The following is a 21,925-nucleotide window of genomic DNA, read 5'->3' as shown; positions in this document are numbered from 1 at the left end:
AAGAGCGAGTCCGATGTCCGAGTCTCGCGGTAGCCTGGAGTATCCGGCGGGCAGGGAGCAGCCAGCGCGCGGGAGCGGACTGAAAGGACACGGCCGAGTCGGCTGAAGCTGTATGAATCGGAAGACAGTAATACGAAATCTCGCCATCGTTTTCGGCATTCTGTTGGTGATCTATGCCTTCAGCTACTTCGGTAACGACACGCGGAACTGGACGTCGGTCGATACCTCGGTGGCGATCGCCCAGCTCGACGACCGCAATGTCGAGTCCGCGCAGATCGACGACCGTGAGCAGCAGATTCGGCTGACCCTCAAAGAGGCCTCCGACGCCACGGAGAACGAGAAGCAGATCATTGCGAAGTATCCGGACTCGGCGTCCGAGCAGATCTTCGACAAGGTCGACTCGCAGGGCTTGAACAGCTACAACACCACCGTCACCCAGGAGAGCTGGTTCAGCTCGTTCCTGCTGCTCATCCTCCCGATGGTGTTGATCCTCGGCGTGATCATCTTCGTGATGAGCCGTATGCAGGGTGGCGGCCGCGGCGGTGTCATGGGCTTCGGCAAATCCAAGGCCAAGCAGCTGACCAAGGACATGCCGAAGACCACGTTCGCCGATGTTGCGGGCGCGGACGAGGCCGTCGAAGAGCTCTACGAAATCAAGGACTTCCTGCAGAACCCGGCGCGCTACCAGGCCCTCGGTGCCAAGATTCCGCGCGGCGTCCTGCTGTACGGCCCTCCCGGAACCGGCAAGACGCTGCTGGCGCGCGCCGTCGCAGGCGAGGCGGGCGTCCCGTTCTTCACCATCTCCGGCTCCGACTTCGTCGAGATGTTCGTCGGCGTCGGTGCATCCCGCGTGCGCGACCTGTTCGAGCAGGCCAAGCAGAACAGCCCCTGCATCATCTTCGTCGATGAGATCGACGCCGTCGGCCGCCAGCGCGGCGCAGGCATGGGCGGCGGACATGACGAGCGCGAGCAGACGCTCAACCAGCTGCTCGTCGAAATGGACGGCTTCGGTGAGCGCACCGGCGTCATCCTCATCGCCGCCACCAACCGGCCCGACATCCTCGACCCGGCCCTGCTGCGTCCGGGCCGCTTCGACCGTCAGATCCCCGTCGGTGCCCCCGACCTGGCCGGCCGTCGAGCTATCCTGAAGGTGCACTCGGCCGGCAAGCCCGTCGCGCAGGATGCCGACCTCGAAGGTCTGGCCAAGCGAACCGTCGGAATGTCGGGTGCAGACCTGGCCAACGTCATCAACGAAGCCGCACTGCTCACCGCTCGTGAGAACGGCACCGTCATCACCGAGGCGTCGCTCGAAGAATCCGTCGACCGCGTCGTCGGTGGTCCGCGCCGCAAGAGCCGCATCATCAGCGAGCACGAGCGCAAGATCACCGCGTACCACGAGGGTGGCCACACGCTCGCGGCATGGGCGATGCCCGACATCGAGCCCGTGTACAAGGTGACCATCCTCGCGCGCGGTCGCACCGGCGGCCACGCGATGACGGTCCCCGAGGACGACAAGGGCCTGATGACGCGGTCGGAGATGATCGCACGCCTGGTGATGGCCATGGGTGGACGCGCCGCGGAAGAGCTCGTGTTCCACGAGCCGACCACCGGAGCGTCCTCGGACATCGACCAGGCCACCAAGATCGCCCGCGCGATGGTCACCGAGTACGGCATGAGCAGCAAGCTCGGTGCCGTTCGCTACGGACAGGAACAGGGCGACCCGTTCCTCGGTCGTTCGATGGGACAGCAGTCCGACTTCTCGCACGAGGTCGCACGCGAAATCGACGAGGAGGTGCGCAAGCTCATCGAAGCCGCGCACACCGAGGCCTGGGCCATCCTCAACGAGTACCGCGACCTGCTCGACACCCTTGCCTCCGAGCTGCTCGAACGTGAGACGCTGACCCGCAAGGACCTCGAGAAGATCTTCCACAGCGTCACCAAGCGCCCGCGCATCACGCTGTTCAACGACTTCGGTGACCGTAAGCCGTCGGACAAGCCGCCGGTCAAGACTCCTCGCGAGCTCGCAGCCGAGCGCGGCGAGCCGTGGCCTCCGGTGCCACCTGCACCGAAACAGCTTCCACCGCAACAGTTTCCGCAGCCCAGCTACGCCGGGTCGCCGCAGTTGACCAAGGGTGGGCAGCAGAACGGCAACAACGGTTACAACGGCGCACCCACCAACGGCGCACCCAGCAACGGCGCACCCGGCACCGGCGAGCTCGGACCGAACACGGGTGCCGGTCGACGAAGCGCGCCTGCCCCCGGCGACTACAACGGCGGTAGCAACAACGGCGGCGGCTACAACGGCGGTAGCAACAATGGCGGCGGCTACAACGGCGCTACCAACGGCGGTCCTGCCAACGGAAGCTACGGCGGGCCGACCACGGGCGGCGGATACTCCGAGGGCTATCGCCGGCCCGAGCCCCGATCGGGTCCCAATGGTTCGGGCCCCGATTACGGCGCTCCCGCCGGCTGGTCGGCACCCGGCTGGCCGCCGCGCGATCAGCCACAGGTGCCGCGCTACCAAGGCCCGTCCACGCCGCCGGCTCAGTACCAGCCTCCGCGTGAACAGGACTCGGATCAGGGCTACCGTCAGCATCCGACGTATCAGCAGCCGCAGTCCTACCAGCCGCCCCAGCCGCAGCAGTCGTACGACCCGCAGCAGCCGCAGCAGTCGTATCAGCCGCCGCAGTACCAGCCGGATCCGTTCCGGCCGGACGCCGGGGAGCACGGTCGCACGTCCCGGCACGAGCCTCCCTACGGCGAGAATTCCGAGGGCGCGCCGGAGTCGACTCCCACGTGGGAGGTTCCGGAAAGCTCGCACAACTACCCGCTGCCCGGAGACGATCGACCCGCTCATGGTTCGTCGGAGGAGTCTCAGCAGGGTGAGCACAGCGACGGTCACGGAAACGACGACGGCGACGCCGGCCCACGCACCCAACGGTGGGAAGGACCGGGCGGCTCACACCGCTAGTCCGATCATTAGGCTGACTGGGTCGACCGTGACGGTCGACCCAGTGCGTCGTTTCGAACCCGTGCTGTTGTTCGTCGGCGAGCCGTTCACACCGAGCAGCACGCCCGCCCAGCTGCCACATTCGCGGAGCCCAACCGGAGGTACGTTCTCGTGTCAGTCAACAGGACCGACGAGTCGACAGGCGACTCGGCAGAAGTCCCAGCAGCCGTGCAATCCGCCGCCCCGCAGCAGGGAATCGCGGAGACGGTGGCCTATGCCACGGGCGCGGTGTTCGACCAGCCCCGCGCGGAGGCCGCGGTACGCGAGTTGCTCATCGCCGTCGGTGAGGATCCCGACCGCCCGGGCCTGCTCGATACCCCGGCTCGTGTCGCCCGGTCCTACCGCGAGATCTTCGCCGGCCTCTACACCGATCCGGACACCGCGCTGAACACGACCTTCGACGAAGGCCATCAAGAACTGGTTCTGGTTCGCGACATCCCCATGTACTCCACGTGCGAGCACCACCTGGTCTCGTTCCACGGCGTCGCCCACGTGGGATACATCCCCGGCAAGAGCGGCAAGGTGACCGGTCTGTCGAAGCTGGCCCGCGTGGTGGACATGTACGCCAAGCGTCCCCAGGTGCAGGAGCGGTTGACCAGCCAGATCGCCGACGCGTTGATGCGGAAGCTCGACCCGCGCGGTGCGATCGTCGTGATCGAGGCCGAGCATCTCTGCATGGCGATGCGCGGTATCCGCAAGCCCGGTGCCAGCACCACCACCTCGGCGGTCCGGGGTCTGCTGCAGTCCAGCGCGGCATCGCGTTCGGAAGCCTTGGACCTGATCCTCCGGAAATGACGGTTGCGGTCCGATCACGATGAATGTCGCGCGCTCCGTTCCCGCTGCGCCCATCGTCATGGGCGTTCTCAACGTGACGGCCGATTCGTTCTCCGACGGCGGTCGCTACCTCGACGTCGACGCGGCCGTCGAACACGGTCTGGCGATGCATCGGCTGGGAGTCGACATCGTCGACGTCGGCGGGGAATCCACGCGCCCCGGGGCGGACCGCGTCGACCCGTCGGTCGAGGTGCAGCGCGTCGTACCGGTCATCTCGGCGTTGGCCGCCGAAGGCGTGAGCACCAGCGTCGACACGATGCGCGCACACGTCGCCGCTGCGGCGATCGAGGCCGGGGTGTCGATCGTCAACGACGTCTCGGGCGGTCGAGCCGACCCCGCGATGGCCGGCGTGGTCGCGCAAGGCGGGCTGCCGTGGATCCTGATGCACTGGCGGGCCGCCGACTCGGCGTTCCGGCACACCGGTCCGGCCGATCACTACGACGACGTGGTCGCCGACGTCCGCCGCGAACTGCTCGAGCAGGTCGACCACGCAGTGAGCGCCGGGGTCGACGCGTCGCGGATCGTGCTGGACCCGGGCCTCGGATTCGCCAAGAACGCAGAGCACAACTGGCAGCTGCTGCGCGGACTGCCCACCCTGGTGGAATCCGGTTTCCCGGTTCTGGTGGGTGCGTCCCGCAAACGTTTTCTGGGCTCGCTCCTCGCCGAACCCGACGGTTCACCGCGTCCACCGGACGGCCGGGAGATCGCGACGGCCGTCGTCTCGGCCCTCGCCGTCGCCGGCGGCGCGTGGGGAGTGCGGGTGCACGACGTCCGGTCGTCACTCGACGCGGTGGCCGTCGTGCGGGCATGGCAGGGTGGTCGCGCATGAGCGAGATCAACAGTGCCGCTGCAGGGACTCGTCGCGGTGACCGCATCGAATTGCGCGGGCTGACCGTCCGCGGCAATCACGGGGTCTTCGACTTCGAGAAGCGAGACGGCCAGGACTTCGTCGTCGACATCACCGTCTGGATGGATCTCTCGCCCGCGGCCGAGACCGACGATCTGACTCGGACGTTGCACTACGGCGAGCTGGCCGAACATGCCGCGGCGGTCGTAGCGGGCCCGTCCCGGGATCTGATCGAGACGGTCTCCGCCGAGATCGCCGAGGTGGTGCTCGGTTACGACTCCCGAGTCGACGCGGTGGAGGTGGTGCTGCACAAGCCGTCGGCTCCCATTCCCCTGACGTTCGGCGACGTTGCCGTGGTGGCCTATCGGGAGCGAAAGTGAGCCGTGCAGTGCTGTCGATCGGCAGCAACATCGGCGACTCGATGAGCCACTTGCGTTCTGTCACAACGGAATTGGGTTCGCGCGTGGTGGCGTGCTCGGCCGTGCATCGATCTGCTCCGTGGGGTGGCGTCGAGCAACAGGACTTCCTCAACGCGATCGTGGTGGCCGAGGACGATGCCTACGGCCCGTGGGACTGGTTGCGTCTGTCGCAGCAACTCGAGGAGGCAGCGGACCGCGTTCGAGTGCAGCGTTGGGGACCCCGCAGCCTCGACGTCGACGTGATCGTGTGCGACGACGTCATCAGTGACGACCCGCGCCTGATTCTTCCCCATCCCCGTGCACACGAGCGCGCGTTCGTGCTGATGCCGTGGCTGGACGTCGAGCCCGACGCCACGCTTCGGGTCGACGGGGCGGACGTGCCGATATCCGAGCTGCTCGAGCGTCTGAGTACGGACGAGCGAGCGGGAGTCGTCCGTCTCGACGGCGACGGTGATCGACTGTGGTGACCAATCCCACCAAGATCTGGGATGTCTTGGGTTTGTTTCTGATCGCCGCAGTGGGCACGTGGCTGCTGGTGCGGGTTTTCTACGGTTCGTTTCCGCCGATCCCGGTGTACGCCGGGGCGTCGCTGTATCTGGTCGCGGTGGTGGAAGTGGTGACCGCGGTGATCGTCCGCAATCGCATCGCCGAGCATCGAGTGGGTACCGGTCTGCACGACCTGCATCCGTTGACGGTCTTCCGGGCGCTGGTGTTGGCGAAGGCGTCGCTGCTGGTGGGAACCGCTTTGGTGGGGGTGTGCGTCGGCTTCCTGGTGTACGTATTGCCACGTGCGGCAACGGTGCGAGCGGCGTCCGCGGACCGAGCCGGAGCGATCGTGGCCCTCGTCGCGGGCCTGGCCGTCGTCGCCGCCGCGGTGTGGCTCGAGCAGTGCTGCCGCACCCCGGAAGATCGGGACGACGAGCGCTCCCGATAACGTATCCGTCCCTCGATCGTTACCTTCGTTGTGTACGTGATCGGTCGGGGATGACCAGATGCGACCGACAGGCCGGTTACCCTTGAGAACATGACAGATCAGACTCGCGCCAAGAAGGGACGCCGAAAGCGGCGTAGTGCGAGCCAGCTGTTCCTCGCGGCGCTCGTCGTGTTCGGCATCGTCGCCAGTGTGCTGTTGTTGTTCAGCGAAAGCGTTCAGTGGATGCGCGTCGGGGTGCTCTCGGCGCTGTGGGCCGCGGTGATCGGTGCGTTCGCGATGACGAAGTACCGCAGGGAAGCGGCCGCGGATCAGACCAAGGCCAAGGACTTACAGACCGTCTACGAACTGCAGCTCGCCCGCGAGATCTCGGCCCGACGCGAGTACGAGATGAGCGTCGAAGCCCGGGTGCGCAACGAGACGCGGTTGGAATCGGACGAGGTCGCTGCGCTGCGTAACGAACTGGCCGCGCTGCGCCAGAACCTGCAGGTGCTGTTCGAGGGCAACCTGCCGACCGAACGGGTCGCACTGCGCGCCGAGGCGATGCGGATGCAGGAACTCGGTGGCCGCGGATACGACAGTTATCAGCCCGCACCGTCCGGGTTGTACGTACGGGGTGGCGGCAACGGCAACGGACCCGCAGGCCCCGGCTTCAACGGCGTGGGTACGCCCTACGACGAGCCGGTCACCGCCGAGACGTCGGTGGTCTACCCCGAGGATCCCGACGAAATGCCCCGCGCGACCGCGGCACCTGAAGCCGATTCCCGGTACGCACAGGACGCGTCTGCCGAGCAGGGTTCTGCACCGGAGGGTTCCGACGACGTCACCGACGCCGGGCAGAACGACCGCACCGAGCCGCCGGCCGCGCAGTCCCGCCCCTACGGGGCACCGAGGCCGGCCGGGCGGGTGAGCCCGCCCACCTCGCCGTTCACCGCATACAACTTCGAGCAGACGCGTCGACCCGCGGCCGAATCCGAACCGGCCGAATCAGCAGCGGTCGAGGACGCCGAACCTGTCGAGGAGGCCCAGGCTCAACAGGCCCCCGAGTCCGAATCGGCCGAAGAAGCGGCCACGTACCCGGAGTCGCGCCGATCGCTGCGCGATTCGGCCGATGCGTTCTTCGCAGCCGACCGCGTCGACGACACGCCTGCCGAGGAGACGGCGGATGCACCGCGACGCGGACGCAGGCGCGCCGAATCCCCCGAGGAGGCGTCCGGCGCGCACTCCAACGGCCGTTCCGTCGCCGAGATCATGGCCGGGCTGGCAGGCGGCGATTCGGCCGACACGACGACCACCGACGCCGGCACGCGTCGCCGTCGCCGCCGCGCAGACTGAGAACCAGATCACACCGGTTTCCCATGGCACGTTCGGTGCCGCTGTCGCTATTGTTCCCTGCAGGACGTCTGGTACCCGCCGAGCGGGACTGGAACGAACGAGAGGAAAATTTCGGTGACCTCATCAGGGTTCACTGGTGGTCTGTCTCCGGCTCGCTTGACCGTGGGTGTCGTCTCCGCCGGTCGGGTCGGTACGGCATTCGGTGAGGCGCTCGAACGCGTCGGACACGTTGTCGTCGGTGCCGCCGCGGTATCGGACGCATCCATCGCGCGAGTACGTGATCGATTGCCCGAGTCGCAGATTCTGCCTGTCGACGAGGTTGCCCGTCGCGCCGAACTGCTGATTCTGGCGGTACCGGATTACGAACTGGCCTCGATCGTCGCCGGTCTCGCCGCGACCGGGGCGGTCGCGCCGGGCAAGTTGGTGGCGCACACCTCCGGCGCGAACGGCGTCGCGGTACTGGAGCCGTTGGCTGCCCTTGGCGCGGTTCCGTTGGCAATACATCCGGCCATGACATTCAGCGGCGGACCCGAGGACACCGACCGGATGACGGCCGCGTGCTTCGGCATCACCGCGGGCGACGAGATCGGTTATGCGGTAGCCCAAGCCCTCGTCCTCGAGATCGGCGGCGAGCCGGTGCACGTGCCCGAGAGCAACCGGGCGCTCTACCACGCGGCGCTGGCTCACGGCAGCAATCACCTCGTGACGTTGGTGGTCGACGCGGTCGAGGCACTGCGAGTTGCGTTGGCCGGTCCGGGTTTTCCTGGATCCGATGCCGAACGTGGTGTGCCCGAGCGCGTTCTGGCTCCTCTGCTCGAAGCTGCACTGGACAATGCGCTGCGCAACGGACAATCCGCACTGACCGGCCCGGTGGCCCGAGGCGATACCGCGGCTGTGGGCAAACACCTCGAAGTGCTCGAGGCCGTCGATCCACGGATCGCCGCCGGGTACCGTGCGCTGTCGCTGCGGTCCGCCCAACGTATCGGTGCCGCAGCCGATCTGATCGAGATTCTGGAAGGAAAGCGATGACCCTCGCGGGCAGCTACACGAAGGGGCAGTTGACGGTTCATCACGATCCCGCGGTGATCACGTCGGTGTCCAAGGCCCTACGTGGCGTCGGCAAGCAGGTCGCTCTGGTGCCGACCATGGGCGCATTGCATGCCGGCCACCTGCAGTTGGTGCGCCAGGCGAAGCTCACCGGCGCGGTCGTGATCGTGTCGATCTTCGTCAATCCTCTGCAGTTCGGCGTGGGGGAGGACCTCGACGCCTATCCGCGGACCCTCGACGCCGATGTCGAACTGCTCCGCGGTGAGGGCGTGGAATTGGTATTCGCGCCGTCCGCGTCCGACATGTACCCGTCCGGGCCGCGCACCACGGTCCATCCCGGTCCGCTCGGTAGTGAACTCGAAGGTGCCAGCAGGCCAACGCATTTCGCGGGAATGCTCACCGTCGTGGCCAAGCTGCTGCAGATAGCCGCTCCGCATCGGGCGTACTTCGGGGAGAAGGACTACCAGCAGCTGACGCTGATCCGGCAGATGGTGCGAGACCTGAACTTCGACGTCGCTGTCATCGGAGTCCCGACGGTTCGCGAGCAGGACGGTCTGGCGCTGTCCTCGCGCAACAGGTATCTCGATGCCGAACAGCGTGACGCTGCGATGGCGTTGTCGGCTGCACTCGTGGCCGGGGCGCATGCCGCTGCCGGTGGTCCGGAGGCGATCATCGCCACCGCGCGTGCCGTACTCGACCAGGTGCCGTTGGTGCAGGTCGACTACCTCGAAGTGCGCGACCCGCATCTCGGACCCGCTCCCGAACGTGGGGACGGAAGACTGCTCGTGGCGGCCAAGGTGGGCACCACGAGATTGATCGACAACGTCGGTGTCGCAGTCGGCACCGGTTTCTTGGAGTACCCGGACGATCCGAAAAGTGGAGAGTGACACGATGTTTCGTACCATGATGAAGTCCAAGATCCATCGCGCCACCGTCACGCACGCGGACCTGCACTATGTGGGCTCGGTGACCGTCGATCAGGAACTGATGGAGGCGGCCGATCTGCTCGAAGGCGAGCAGGTCACCATCGTCGACATCGACAACGGTGCGCGGCTGGAGACCTACGTGATCACCGGCGAGCGGGGAAGTGGCGTCATCGGAATCAATGGGGCTGCAGCGCATTTGGTGAACCCGGGTGATCTGGTCATCCTGATCGCCTACGGGGTCATGAACGAGCAGGAGGTTGCCGACTACGCACCCCGGGTGGTGTTCGTCGACGACAAGAACCGGCCGGTCGAGCTCGGCAGCGACCCGGCTCATGCGCCCGTCGGTTCGGGTCTGATCACGCCGCGCGATCTGCGGGCCGACTCCGTGCTGGTCTGACTCGATGCTTCTCGCAATCGATGTACGCAACACCAGCACGGTGGTCGGACTCTTCACCGGCACCGGGGATCACTCGAAACTGCTGCGCGATTGGCGTATTCGCACCGACCCCCATGTGACGGCCGACGAGCTGGCGTTCATGTTGCGGGGGTTGTTGGGCGAACAGGCCGAGCAGATCACCGGGGTGACGGCTCTGTCCACGGTGCCGTCCGTGCTGCGCGAGATGCGGACGATGCTCGTGCGCTACTGGGATCACGTGGTGCACGTGGTGGTCGAACCCGGTGTGCGGACCGGGGTTCCGCTGCTGGTCGACAATCCCAAAGAGGTCGGGGCCGATCGCATCGTCAATACCCTTGCTGCACATGATCTGTACGACTCGGCGTGCATCGTGGTGGATTTCGGGACCACCACGTGTGTCGACGTCGTCTCGGCCAAGGGCGAGTTCCTCGGCGGGGCGATCGCGCCCGGTCTCGAAATTTCGGCCTCGGCCATGTCGACTCGCACCGCAACGCTGCGTGAGGTCGAGATGGTGCGGCCGCGATCGGTGCTGGGAAAGAACACCGTCGAGTGCATCCAGGCGGGCACCATCTTCGGTTTCGCCGGCCTGGTGGACGGGCTCGTCGGACGCATCAGACGTGAGGTGCCGGAGGTCAAAGGCGCCGACGTCGCGGTCATCGGTACCGGAGACATCGCTGCGCTGATCCTGCCCGAGTCGACGACTATCGAGCATCATGAACCCGACCTGACGCTCGAAGGACTTCGACTGGTCTACGAACGCAACATGGCAAAGCGGCGGCCACGCTGAATGTTTCAGCGGCGGCCACGCTGAATGTTTCAGCGGCGGCCACGCTGAGTGTTTCGGTGAAGCGGGGTAGCGCGTCGGGCGTTCGTGTGTCAGAATCGTCGGCGTGATGACGTGCATGGCCACCCAGGAGTGTTGTCGAGGCTGACCGCTGCCTCGTTCGTTACACACCCCTGGAGTAGAGCTTCATGCTTTCCACACCTGTATTTTCTGCACCCACCCGACCCCGTTCGACCTCGCGGTCGGTCTCGACATTGCCGACTCGGCTGCGTCCTCCCGACCTGCTTCGGATCACCGATCAGGGCGCATCGGACGTCCTCGAGGGTCGCTTCGACCACCTGCTTCCCGGCGGTGGACAGTGGCCTACCGACGAGCGTTGGGCCACTCGCCTGCACTCCGACGACGATCTCGACGTCTGGTTGATCAGCTGGGTTCCCGAGCGATCCACCGAACTGCACGATCACGCCGGATCGCTCGGTGCATTGACCGTCCTGAGTGGTTCCTTGCTCGAATACCGTTGGGCGGGAACCGAACTGAAGGAACGTCATCTCGACGCGGGAGATCAGGCAGCCTTTCCGCTGGGATGGGTGCACGACGTGATGCACGATCCGGCGTCGAACACGACCGGGCCCACCCTCAGCGTGCACGCCTACTCACCGCCGCTGACGGCGATGTCGTACTACGAAGTGACCGAGCGTGCCACGCTGCGCCGTACCCGCAGTGAGCTCACCGCCGAACCCGAGAAGGCCACGAGATGACCATCGTCGAAATGCTCGAATCCGCTCGCGAGACCATCGATCGCATGACCGTCTTCGAGCTCCGTGACGCTGTCGACCGCGGCGCGGTCGTCGTCGACATTCGCCCGCAGGCGCAGCGCGCAGTCGAGGGCACCCTGCCCGGTGCGTTGGCCATCGAACGCAACGTCCTCGAATGGCGTCTCGATCCCACCAGTGACGCACGCCTGGCGATCGCCGTCGATCATGACGTCGAGTGGATCGTCATCTGCTCCGAGGGCTACACCTCGTCGCTCGCGGCCGCGTCGCTCAAGCTGTTGGGCTTGCACAAGGCCACCGATCTGGTCGGCGGCTATCAGGCGCTGAAGTCGGCCGGTCTGCTCGGTGTGTTGACGCAGGCCAAGCACTGCGTACGCGAGGCAGAGGCCGTCGCAGCGCACTGATCGTCCGTACATACTCGGTCTGTAAAGTATCTGCGCGTGAGTGATACAGCTTCTACCCAGCCGGCCGACGACACCCCGGAGCAACTACGGATTCGTCGTGCCAAGCGCGCAGCGCTGCTCGAGCGCGGGGTCGAGGCGTATCCGGTATCGGTTCCGCGGACCCATTCCCTGCTCGAGATCCGCACCCAGTTTCCCGAGCTCGACGCCGACACGACGACCGGCCTGATCGTCGGGGTCGTCGGCCGCGTGATCTTCGTCCGTAACACCGGCAAGCTGTGCTTCGCCACCCTGCAGGAGGGCGACGGCACCCAGCTCCAAGCCATGATCAGCCTGGCAGGTGTCGGCGAGGACGCCCTCGCAGCGTGGAAGGCCGACGTCGACCTGGGCGACTTCGTGTTCGTGCACGGCGAGGTCATCAGCTCCCGTCGTGGTGAGCTCAGCGTCATGGCCGACGCATGGCAGATCGCGTCGAAGTCGTTGCGGCCCTTGCCCGTCGCGCACAAGGAACTCAGCGAAGAGACGCGTATTCGGCAGCGCTACCTGGATCTGATCACGCGTCCGGAGGCCCGAGAGACCGCCCGCAAGCGCATCGCCGTCGTTCGTGAACTGCGCAACGCACTCGAGCGTCGCGGCTTCCTCGAGGTCGAGACCCCGATGCTGCAGACGCTGCACGGCGGCGCCGCGGCCCGGCCGTTCGTCACCCACTCCAATGCAATGGACACGGACCTGTACCTGCGCATCGCGCCGGAGCTGTTCCTCAAGCGCTGCGTCGTCGGCGGCATCGAGAAGGTCTTCGAGATCAACCGCAACTTCCGCAACGAAGGTGCCGACTCCTCGCATTCGCCGGAGTTCGCGATGCTCGAGACCTACGAGGCCTACGGCACGTACGACGACTCGGCGAAGATGACGCGGGAACTCGTCCAGGAAGTGGCGGTGGCCGCACTCGGATCCACCGTGGTCACCCTGCCCGACGGCACCTCCTACGATCTCGGCGGCGAATGGACGACGCTCGAGATGTACCCGTCGTTGTCGGAGTCGCTCGGATTCGACGTCACTCCTGACACCACCGTCGACGAACTGCTCGCGATCGCCGACAAGGTCGGGCTGGACGTCCCCCGCAAGGACGGCGTCTCGATCTACGGCCACGGCAAGCTCGTCGAGGAACTGTGGGAACACCAGGTCGGTGACGCGTTGACCGAACCGACGTTCGTTCGTGATTTCCCCGTCGAGACGTCGCCGCTGACGCGTCAGCACCGCAGCAAGCCGGGCGTCACCGAGAAGTGGGATCTCTACGTTCGGGGATTCGAGCTGGCGACCGGCTACTCGGAGCTGATCGACCCGATCATCCAGCGCGAGCGCTTCGAGGACCAGGCGCGTCAGGCTGCCGCAGGCGACGACGAGGCGATGGTGCTCGACGAGGACTTCCTCGCGGCCATGGAACAGGGAATGCCGCCGACCACCGGAACCGGTATGGGAATCGACCGTCTGCTGATGGCGTTGACCGGGCTGGGTATCCGAGAAACGATCCTGTTTCCGATCGTCAAGCCGTCGCAGGCCTGATCGGAGGCCAGAAAGCTGTTCGCCAGCAGCGGACAGCGATCGGGAAACGTTTTGCAAAGTGCCTGCGTTATGAACAGTAAGCACACGAGGCGGTCCGTCTCGCTGCCGGATACGCAGTATTTCAGGGGTGGAGGGTCGGCGTTCGTCACGTCGGCCAACTACAGTGAGACACAGTCTTACCTTCGAATGCACAAGCGACCGAGTGTTCAGGACACTGCGGCGCTGGAAGAACTGGTGGGCGAGCTACCACCCACCGAGAAGTGAGGGAGAGCGATGTTCGAGAGGTTCACCGATCGCGCGAGGCGTGTTGTCGTCCTGGCTCAAGAAGAAGCCCGGATGCTCAACCACAACTACATCGGCACGGAGCACATTCTGCTCGGCCTCATTCACGAGGGCGAAGGCGTCGCCGCCAAGTCTCTCGAGTCGCTGGGCATCTCCCTCGAAGGAGTACGCAGCCAGGTCGAGGAGATCATCGGCCAGGGCCAGCAGGCTCCGTCCGGTCACATCCCGTTCACCCCGCGCGCCAAGAAAGTACTCGAGCTCAGTCTGCGTGAAGCACTGCAGCTCGGCCATAACTACATCGGCACCGAGCACATTCTGCTCGGCCTGATCCGCGAAGGCGAAGGCGTCGCAGCTCAGGTTCTGGTCAAGCTCGGAGCCGACCTCAACCGGGTACGCCAGCAGGTCATCCAGCTGCTGTCCGGTTACCAGGGCAAGGAGCCGTCCGAGAGCGGCAGCGGTCGCGGCGAAGCAGGTACCCCGTCGACGTCACTGGTCCTCGATCAGTTCGGACGCAACCTGACCCAAGCCGCGCTCGAAGGCAAGCTCGACCCGGTCATCGGTCGTGCGAAGGAAATCGAGCGCGTCATGCAGGTGCTGTCGCGTCGTACCAAGAACAACCCTGTTCTCATCGGTGAGCCCGGTGTCGGTAAGACGGCCGTCGTCGAGGGACTGGCTCAGGCCATCGTCAACGGCGAAGTTCCCGAGACGCTCAAGGACAAGCAGCTCTACACCCTCGACCTCGGCTCGCTCGTGGCAGGCAGCCGTTACCGCGGTGACTTCGAGGAGCGCCTGAAGAAGGTGCTCAAGGAGATCAACACCCGCGGCGACATCATCCTGTTCATCGACGAGCTGCACACGCTCGTCGGCGCAGGTGCAGCCGAAGGTGCCATCGACGCAGCGTCGATCCTCAAGCCGAAGCTGGCTCGTGGCGAACTGCAGACCATCGGTGCCACCACCCTCGACGAGTACCGCAAGTACATCGAGAAGGACGCCGCACTCGAGCGTCGTTTCCAGCCCGTCCAGGTCGGCGAGCCGACCGTCGAGCACACCATCGAGATCCTCAAGGGTCTGCGCGATCGCTACGAGGCTCACCACCGCGTCTCGATCACCGACGGTGCCCTCGTCGCGGCCGCCACTCTGGCCGACCGGTACATCAACGATCGGTTCCTGCCCGACAAGGCAATCGACCTCATCGACGAGGCGGGCGCGCGGATGCGCATCCGCCGGATGACCGCGCCGCCAGACCTGCGTGAGTTCGACGACAAGATCGCCGACGCACGCCGGGAGAAGGAATCGGCCATCGACGCACAGGACTTCGAGAAGGCTGCGAACCTGCGCGACAAGGAGAAGACCCTCGTCGGTCAGCGCGCCGAGCGCGAGAAGCAGTGGCGCTCCGGTGACCTCGACGTCATCGCCGAGGTCGACGACGAGCAAATCGCCGAGGTCCTCGGAAACTGGACCGGCATCCCCGTCTTCAAGCTCACCGAGGAGGAGACCACCCGTCTGCTCCGCATGGAAGACGAGCTGCACAAGCGGATCATCGGCCAGGTAGAGGCAGTCAAGGCCGTCTCCAAGGCGATCCGTCGTACCCGTGCAGGTCTGAAGGACCCGAAGCGCCCGTCGGGCTCGTTCATCTTCGCCGGCCCGTCCGGTGTCGGTAAGACCGAGCTGTCGAAGGCACTCGCGAACTTCCTGTTCGGCGAGGACGATGCGCTGATCCAGATCGACATGGGCGAGTTCCACGACCGCTTCACCGCCTCGCGTCTGTTCGGTGCTCCTCCCGGATACGTCGGCTATGAAGAGGGTGGCCAGCTCACCGAGAAGGTCCGCCGCAAGCCGTTCTCCGTCGTGCTGTTCGACGAGATCGAGAAGGCCCACTCGGAGATCTACAACACGCTGCTCCAGGTCCTGGAAGACGGTCGTCTGACCGACGGACAGGGACGCACGGTCGACTTCAAGAACACCGTGCTGATCTTCACCTCGAACCTCGGTACCGCAGACATCTCGAAGGCTGTCGGTCTCGGCTTCTCCTCGGGTGAAGGCACCGGCTCGAACTACGAGCGGATGAAGCTCAAGGTCAACGACGAGCTGAAGAAGCATTTCCGGCCTGAGTTCCTGAACCGCATCGACGACATCGTCGTGTTCCACCAGCTCACGCGAGACGAGATCATCCAGATGGTCGATCTCATGCTCAACCGAGTCGAAGGTGCGCTCAAGAACAAGGACATGGCGATCGAGGTCACCGAGAAGGCGAAGTCGTTGCTGGCCAAGCGCGGATTCGACCCCGTACTGGGTGCGCGGCCACTGCGTCGCACCATCCAGCGCGAGATCGAGGACGCCCTGTCGGAGAAGATCCTCTTCGGCGAGATCGAAGCCGGCCAGATCATCCTGGTCGACGTCGAGAACTGGGACGGCGAAGGCGCAGGCGAGGACGCGAAGTTCACGTTCCGCGGTGAGAAGAAAGCCATCATCGTCCCCGACGAGGTTCCGGTCGATCTGGCCAAGGCCGCCGGAGACAGCGACAGCGAGTAAGTTCCACCAGTTCCAACACAACGGGCGATCCTCTTCGGAGGGTCGCCCGTTGTCGTATGTCCACAAGCCAACCAACACCCGCCCCCCGCCCCCGTTCGCGTCAATGGACCCCTGCAGCGCTCAGACGCATGCAATGGTTCATTCACGCAGATCACCTCCGTGGGTGAATGGGCCGTTGCACCGTTCAGACGTGTGTGCAGGGGTCCATTGACGGAGGGTGCGAACAGCGAGAGCAACGGCGATGACGGCAAGTTCCGACAGCACGAGCCAGAACAGCACTGTCACGTCGGGAGCCCAACGGCCCAGGGTGGAGATGGGTACACCGGTGAGCGTCGGTGTCGCGAAGTACAGCACTCCTCCGGCAGCAACAGCGATGAGGACGTGCGCAGGTGCCCACCGGCCGGGCGCGGTTTGCCGGCGAAGCAGAATGCGGATCGCGCACACGGCGAGCAGCACGGCGACAGCGGTCGAGCCGATCAACAGCATGGCGTACAGGCCCGGGCCGGTGCTGCGGGGCTCGTCGAATCCGAGTCGAGTGAGAACCAGTGCGCGGGCCGCCGAGGCCAACTGTTCGGCTTCGAGTTCGCCGTATCGGTTGGTCGCGAACACTACGGCCATGTGGCGGTCCGGGATGAGCGCGACGTGGGTGAAGTAGCCGGGAACGGCCCCCGAGTGCCAGCGCATCTCGGTACCGTCGGGCAGGGTTTCGACGTACCAGCCGAATCCATAGGACAGTCCCGACCCCGTGGGCACCGCATCTCGACCGGTCGACGCCACAGTGGTGAGTTGGCTCGATGCGTAGCGTGAGAGTTCGTCGATGGATCCGGCGAGGTAGCCGTAGCCCAACCCGGCGTTGTCGATTCCGGTGTCGATGCGTCGAGGGAAGGTGAAGAACGGGACGTGACCGGGTGGCACTGCTTCGCTGGTGTGCACACCGGTTTCACGGGCGACGACGTCGGCGAACGGTTCGTCGGTGATTCTCTCGACGATTGCTTGCAGCAGTAGATAGTCGAGGCTGGAGTAGCGGAACGAACCCGGGTCGTCGGGTGTGAGCCGCAGGGCGGGCACCACGTCGAGGGCTCGTTCTGTTCTTCCCCACACGTCCAACGCGGTGACGTCGTGGGGTAGCCCGCCGGTGTGGTGGATCAGGTCTGCAACGGTGACGTCGGCCGAGATGATCGAATTCGATTCGGGCAAAACGTCTTCGACGAGATCGGTCAGGTCGAGACGGTGCTGGGCCACGAGCGCCTGCACCGTTGCTGCCGTCACCGATTTCGATACCGAACCCCACACGAAGGGTGTGCCGTCGTCGATCGGGGAACCGTTTCCGTCCATCCCGACCGTCACGTCCTCGGTGACCTCGCCTTCGGAGACGACGCGAAGCGCCACTCCGGGCAGACCCAACACGTCGGCGACGTGCTCGACGTCCGACCGGGCGTCGGTGTCGGGTGGAACAGGAGAGATCGAGGTAAGGATGGCTGCCACGGTCAACAGGGTGTGCACGATGCGCATGAATGGGCGTCCCTCGGTCGGCGAACTGCGTTGCCGCACGAGTGAATCAAGGAACTCCCCGCGATCGCCTCGGTGAAGACCCTGATTTCGGTGCTGAGATCAGGCCTCGGTTCTGTGAACGAGGTCCGCGATCCAGGGCAATATGTCGGCGTATGCGGCCAGGGCTCCGGGTGCATGGTTCGCGCCCGTTATCGGGACGACCGGAAAGTCGTATTCGCGGTAGGTGACGTCGGCACCGAGTTCCTGCCAGCGTTCGAGCAGAGCGCGGGACTGCTCGATCGGTACGACGTCGTCCGCGACGCCGTGCGACAGGTAGACCGGCATGCTCGGTGCGATTCGGCCGACGGTGTTCGCATCGATCACATCGAAGATTCCGGGGTCGTTCAGGTGTGCGGTGAGTGGGCGTCCGTCGCGGGTCAGAGCTCTTGTGTCGATAGCGTCGTTCGCTGCACGGTCGGTGCTGCACCAGTTCTGCGCGGCGTCCAGCAGTGCGGTGCCGTCGGCGTCGAACACGCTTCGGATGTCGTCGGCACGTTCGGGGTAGGCATTGATCATGCCGTCGACCGCGAACAGGACGGCGCTGCCGAGTGTGGTGCCGTCGAGGGGCTCGATGTTGAGCGTCGGATCTGCCGGTGGCGCACCGACATAGGCGCCGACGATGTTGAGCTCGGGGGCATACCCATTGGCGAGTTCGGCCGCCGAGGCCGAGGCGAACCCACCCTCCGAGTACCCGTACAGCACCAACGGCGCGTCATCGTCGGCGGTTCTCGCTACGTCGAGCAACGCATGTGCCGAGGCCAGGCGGTTCAGATACGTGTGCCCGCCCGGAGTGCCGAGTCCCTGGTAGTCGGTCGCTACGACGCGATAGCCGGCCAGCAGTAGCGGCAGGATGGCGGGGGACGAGCCGATTGTGCCGAGAACCGCCGATCCGGCGCAGCGATCGGCCATCCCGGATGTGCCGGGCGCGTAGGCGATCACCGGTCGCGGTCCGGGACCGGGCCACGGCGCGGTGGGGGTCATCGTGTACCCGGAGACGGTCATGGGTTCGCCGTGCGTATCTGTAGAGGTGTACAGGATTCGTTCGATGTCGAAGCCGAGTCCGAAACCTTTGGGCGAGTTCATCGGTCGTACTCGCACCACATCGCCGGGCGAATGTCCCGTCGATTCCACCGGCAGGTCGTAGAAGTCCGACAGGGGATCGGCGACGACGGGTGCCGACAGCGTGACACCCCAGACGAGCGCCGCCGCCACGATCATCGCTGTTCGCCGCAGGCAACTGGTGGCTCGCTCGTTCGTCATCTCGAGATCTCCGCACTCGATGGCCCGGTCACCCCGCCGACGTTAGCCTGAGTATCGGCCCTATGAAGGGTCGACGACGAAAGGACTCGGTTCGATGCCAACACGTACCTCACGCACCGCATGGAATGGAACTCTCGAAGAAGGTTCCGGGCAAGTGGAGCTGTCCAGTTCGGGTGCAGCGACGTTCGACGTGTCGTTTCCCAAGCGTGCCGCCGAGAACGCAGACGGCACCACCAGCCCGGAGGAACTGATCGCAGCGGCTCATTCGAGCTGTTACGCGATGCAATTGTCGGCGCTGATCGCCGAAGCGGGCGGTACTCCGCAGAGTCTCGAAGTCACCGCTGATGTCTCGCTCGGTCCGGATCAGCCCGGTTTCAAGCTCACCGGTATCAAATTGACCGTCCGCGGCGAGGTGGACGGTCTCGACGCCGACGGGTTTGCGAAGGCGGCGCAGGAAGCGAAAGAGACCTGCCCGGTCAGCAAGGCTCTCACCGGTGTCGAGATCACGCTGGACGCCGCGCTCGAAGGCTGATCGAACGGATCACCCGATGTGAGACTGGCGAACAGTCGTCAGGTTTGAAATAGTTCGTGAATCGACCCATCCACGGATGGTTCGGTGCCGAATCGAGGTCAAGCATCGGGTTAGATCGGCTGTTGCATACCTTCGGGGAATGTAACGACCAGCCTAGGAAGGATGTGCCCACCATGTTGTGGACGCGCTTCCTAGGCCTGGGTGCCCTCGCAGTCGCAGCGCACGCGGCAGCCCCGCATGGATTACCCCGCGACATCGTCTATGCAATCGTGGTCCTGGCCACAATGGCGGCATTCGTCTATCGGTACCTGCGCGAGAACGGTCCGGATCGGCGCACATGGAAGTACATGGCCCTCGGTGTCGGCTGTTGGGGCGTGGGCGACGGCTTGGTCGCCCTGATGCAGTACGGGGGCGGTCGGGTCTCGACCTTCTCGGCCGCGGACGTGCTGTTTCTGGCCGGGTACGTGATCATCGCTGTGGGGTTCGCGCGTGCGGCCGACGAGAACGGGCTCGTTTTCGGTTTGGAAGAGCTGCTCGAATGTCTGGTGGTCGCAGTGGGCGTCGGTCTGGCCGCGTGGATGTTCGTCGTTCCCGGCGACTGGACGGGGCCGCTGGCCTCGATGCTCTCGTTCCTGCCTGCGACCGTCTACCTGACCATCGACGCGTTCTTGCTCACTCTCATCGGCAGTCTCTATCTGTTGACGCGTTCGACCGGAATCCCGGTCGTGGCTGCCACCATCGGCACAGTGCTTCTCACCGTGTCCGACTTCGCCACCTACTCTCGGCTCGACGATGTCGAGCTCTACCGCTCGCTGATCCCGAACACGCTGTGGCTGGCGGCCTACGTGTGCTTCGGAGTCGTTGCGCTGTTCGTGCCGGAGCGGGCGGTCGCACGGATCGAGCGGCCCAGTCCGTTCAGGTTCGGGCGAGCACGATTCGTCGGTCTGGGTCTCGCGGTTGCCGTCACCCCGGCGGCCATGGCCGTGCAACTGGCTCGCGGAGTGCCCGTCGCGCAGTGGGGTTGGGTGATCGTGCTGTCCTCTGCGTTGGTCATATCCCTGGTCGGCGGCAGGATGGCCTGCTTCCTCGGAACGCTGCGCAGGCAGGCTTCGGTGCTCGAGAACGTGGCACGAACGGATGCCGTTACCGGACTGGGCAACCGCAGGCTGCTTCGGGAGCGGCTCGACACGATGCTCGCCACGCGCGGCGAATCGGACGTCTTCACGCTCGTGGTCGACATCGACCGTTTCGCTCAGATCAACGAGACCTTCGGTTACAGCGTGGGCGACAGCGTGCTCCGCGAGATCGGCCATCGCCTCGTCGCCTCGGTGCGGTCCGACGATCTGGTGGGGCGGCTGGGAGGCGATCAGTTCGTCGTGGCGATGCGTCGGCTCCCGGGCAGGACCGATATTTTCGACATGGCTCATCGGCTCCAATTCGCTGTCAGCAGAACGATGTTCGTGCACGACATCAACGTCGCCCTCGATGCGGCGGTAGGGATAGCGGCGTTCGAGGAGTGTTCGGGAGCGTCCGAGACGAACGGCGTCGACGGCGAGGCGATGTTGCAGCGAGCTCATGTGGCGTTGACGTCCGCGAAGGCAGGCCATGCTCGCATCGGTCTGTACGAGCCCGACATGGACCGAAACCGACACGATCAGATGCGACTGTTGGGCGAGCTCGACACGGCGATCCGTGACCATCAGCTCCGGGTGTTCTTCCAGCCGTGTCTCGATCTCGAGTCGGGCAGCGTCGACCGGGTCGAGGCTCTGCTGCGGTGGCTGCACCCTCGCGAGGGACTGATCGGGCCGTCGACGTTTCTCCCCGATGCGGAGCGCACCGGCATGTTGCCCGCCATCACCGCGCTGGTACTGGACGAGGCACTCGCGCAGTGCAGCGCACTACGGCGGCGAGGCATCACTCTGTCTGTCTCGGTGAACCTTTCGGTTCGGAATCTTCTCGACGAGACACTCACCGAACAGGTCGCCGCGGCACTGGCGAAACACTCGGTACCGGCGCACGCCCTGGAGTTCGAGGTCACCGAAACGACAGCCATGACCGACCCGGTGCGATCGGTGGCTGCGTTGACCTCGTTGCGCAGCCTGGGGGTGACTCTGGCCATCGACGATTACGGGACCGGCTACAGTTCGCTGGCGTACCTGCAGACCTTGCCGGTGCAGACCCTCAAGATCGACCGCTCGTTCGTCTCGAAGATGAACTCCGACGACACCGACGCGTCCATCGTTCGCTCGACCATCGACCTGGCCCGCAGTCTGGGTGTGCGAATCATGGCCGAGGGCGTCGAGGATGCAGGCACCCTCGACGCCCTTCGTCGGCTGGGTTGCGATGCGGCACAAGGCTTTTACCTCGGTCGCCCGATGCCTGCCGAGCTGTTGTTCGACGCCGTGCACAAGCTCGATTCCGATACGCCCACCAGACTGGAGTGGGAGCTCGCCCGTCAGCCCATCTGACGGGCGAACTGCGTC

The 21,925-nt window shown here is 65.4% G+C and carries 18 protein-coding genes and 1 pseudogene; 17 read left to right on the top strand and 2 right to left on the bottom strand.

Annotation, left to right across the window (positions count from 1 at the left end):
• Positions 1 to 112: 112 nt before the first annotated feature.
• From ftsH to CH278_RS22250, 15 genes and pseudogenes are all read left to right on the top strand, one after another.
• Positions 113 to 2,530, top strand: a pseudogene (gene ftsH / locus CH278_RS22325) (ATP-dependent zinc metalloprotease FtsH); the annotation flags it as partial.
• A 648-nt stretch (positions 2,531 to 3,178) separates the two neighbouring features.
• The gene (gene folE / locus CH278_RS22320) at positions 3,179 to 3,805 is read left to right on the top strand and encodes a GTP cyclohydrolase I FolE (protein ID WP_082519163.1); all 627 of its coding nucleotides are present in this window, start codon (positions 3,179 to 3,181) and stop codon (positions 3,803 to 3,805) included.
• 19 nt (positions 3,806 to 3,824) lie between these two features.
• Complete coding sequence (gene folP / locus CH278_RS22315; protein WP_032406572.1) at positions 3,825 to 4,673, top strand: dihydropteroate synthase; 849 nt, start codon at positions 3,825 to 3,827, stop codon at positions 4,671 to 4,673.
• A complete protein-coding gene (gene folB, locus CH278_RS22310) occupies positions 4,670 to 5,071 on the top strand; it encodes a dihydroneopterin aldolase (RefSeq protein WP_045841635.1) in 402 nt (133 codons plus the stop codon). The genes folP and folB overlap by 4 nt, the downstream gene beginning before the upstream one ends.
• Positions 5,068 to 5,577, top strand: a complete 510-nt coding sequence (gene folK / locus CH278_RS22305; RefSeq protein WP_094622831.1) for a 2-amino-4-hydroxy-6-hydroxymethyldihydropteridine diphosphokinase — start codon at positions 5,068 to 5,070, stop codon at positions 5,575 to 5,577. The genes folB and folK overlap by 4 nt, the downstream gene beginning before the upstream one ends.
• Positions 5,574 to 6,044, top strand: coding sequence for a DUF3180 domain-containing protein (locus tag CH278_RS22300; protein WP_032369421.1), 471 nt, complete (start codon positions 5,574 to 5,576; stop codon positions 6,042 to 6,044). The genes folK and CH278_RS22300 overlap by 4 nt, the downstream gene beginning before the upstream one ends.
• A 90-nt stretch (positions 6,045 to 6,134) precedes the next feature.
• On the top strand, positions 6,135 to 7,376 hold the full coding sequence (locus CH278_RS22295) for a DUF6779 domain-containing protein (RefSeq protein ID WP_176458657.1): 1,242 nt from the start codon (positions 6,135 to 6,137) through the stop codon (positions 7,374 to 7,376).
• 114 nt (positions 7,377 to 7,490) lie between these two features.
• A complete protein-coding gene (locus CH278_RS22290) occupies positions 7,491 to 8,405 on the top strand; it encodes a Rossmann-like and DUF2520 domain-containing protein (RefSeq protein WP_032364477.1) in 915 nt (304 codons plus the stop codon).
• Entirely contained in the window at positions 8,402 to 9,310 is a 909-nt protein-coding gene (gene panC, locus CH278_RS22285; protein ID WP_027494365.1) for a pantoate--beta-alanine ligase, read from the top strand. Before CH278_RS22290 ends, panC begins: the two co-directional genes overlap by 4 nt.
• Positions 9,311 to 9,314: 4 nt before the next feature.
• Positions 9,315 to 9,746, top strand: coding sequence for an aspartate 1-decarboxylase (panD, locus tag CH278_RS22280; RefSeq protein WP_032369423.1), 432 nt, complete (start codon positions 9,315 to 9,317; stop codon positions 9,744 to 9,746).
• Positions 9,747 to 9,750: 4 nt separating this feature from the next.
• Positions 9,751 to 10,551, top strand: coding sequence for a type III pantothenate kinase (locus CH278_RS22275; protein WP_027494363.1), 801 nt, complete (start codon positions 9,751 to 9,753; stop codon positions 10,549 to 10,551).
• 185 nt (positions 10,552 to 10,736) lie between these two features.
• Positions 10,737 to 11,306, top strand: a complete 570-nt coding sequence (locus tag CH278_RS22270; RefSeq protein ID WP_080731012.1) for a cysteine dioxygenase — start codon at positions 10,737 to 10,739, stop codon at positions 11,304 to 11,306.
• Complete coding sequence (locus CH278_RS22265) at positions 11,303 to 11,725, top strand: rhodanese-like domain-containing protein (protein WP_094622830.1); 423 nt, start codon at positions 11,303 to 11,305, stop codon at positions 11,723 to 11,725. Before CH278_RS22270 ends, CH278_RS22265 begins: the two co-directional genes overlap by 4 nt.
• A 36-nt stretch (positions 11,726 to 11,761) precedes the next feature.
• Positions 11,762 to 13,285 carry a lysine--tRNA ligase gene (gene lysS, locus CH278_RS22260; protein WP_032391345.1) on the top strand — a complete coding sequence of 508 codons (1,524 nt, stop codon included), beginning with the start codon at positions 11,762 to 11,764 and terminating at the stop codon, positions 13,283 to 13,285.
• Between the two features lie 273 nt (positions 13,286 to 13,558).
• Entirely contained in the window at positions 13,559 to 16,099 is a 2,541-nt protein-coding gene (locus tag CH278_RS22250; protein ID WP_032364473.1) for an ATP-dependent Clp protease ATP-binding subunit, read from the top strand.
• A gap of 138 nt (positions 16,100 to 16,237) precedes the next feature.
• On the opposite strand, the gene CH278_RS22245 is transcribed toward CH278_RS22250, so the two are convergent.
• Together CH278_RS22245 and CH278_RS22240 are read right to left on the bottom strand one after the other, a co-directional pair.
• The gene (locus CH278_RS22245) at positions 16,238 to 17,611 is read right to left on the bottom strand and encodes a serine hydrolase domain-containing protein (RefSeq protein WP_094622829.1); all 1,374 of its coding nucleotides are present in this window, start codon (positions 17,609 to 17,611) and stop codon (positions 16,238 to 16,240) included.
• Positions 17,612 to 17,710: 99 nt separating this feature from the next.
• Positions 17,711 to 18,910: a lipase family protein gene (locus CH278_RS22240; protein WP_179274495.1), complete on the bottom strand. Its 1,200-nt coding sequence runs from the start codon at positions 18,908 to 18,910 to the stop codon at positions 17,711 to 17,713.
• Between the two features lie 94 nt (positions 18,911 to 19,004).
• Here CH278_RS22240 and CH278_RS22235 point away from each other — a divergent pair, with 94 nt between their 5' ends.
• Together CH278_RS22235 and CH278_RS22230 are read left to right on the top strand one after the other, a co-directional pair.
• Entirely contained in the window at positions 19,005 to 19,442 is a 438-nt protein-coding gene (locus tag CH278_RS22235) for an OsmC family protein (protein WP_094622828.1), read from the top strand.
• A gap of 173 nt (positions 19,443 to 19,615) precedes the next feature.
• Positions 19,616 to 21,910: a putative bifunctional diguanylate cyclase/phosphodiesterase gene (locus tag CH278_RS22230; protein ID WP_094622827.1), complete on the top strand. Its 2,295-nt coding sequence runs from the start codon at positions 19,616 to 19,618 to the stop codon at positions 21,908 to 21,910.
• The last annotated feature ends 15 nt before the right edge of the window (positions 21,911 to 21,925 follow it).

It is taken from the genome of Rhodococcus sp. 05-2254-5 (genome assembly GCF_002258575.1).
Lineage (GTDB): Bacteria > Actinomycetota > Actinomycetes > Mycobacteriales > Mycobacteriaceae > Rhodococcoides > Rhodococcoides fascians.
Note: the sequence above shows the minus strand (reverse complement) of the source record. Positions and strands in the feature narration are given on the sequence as shown.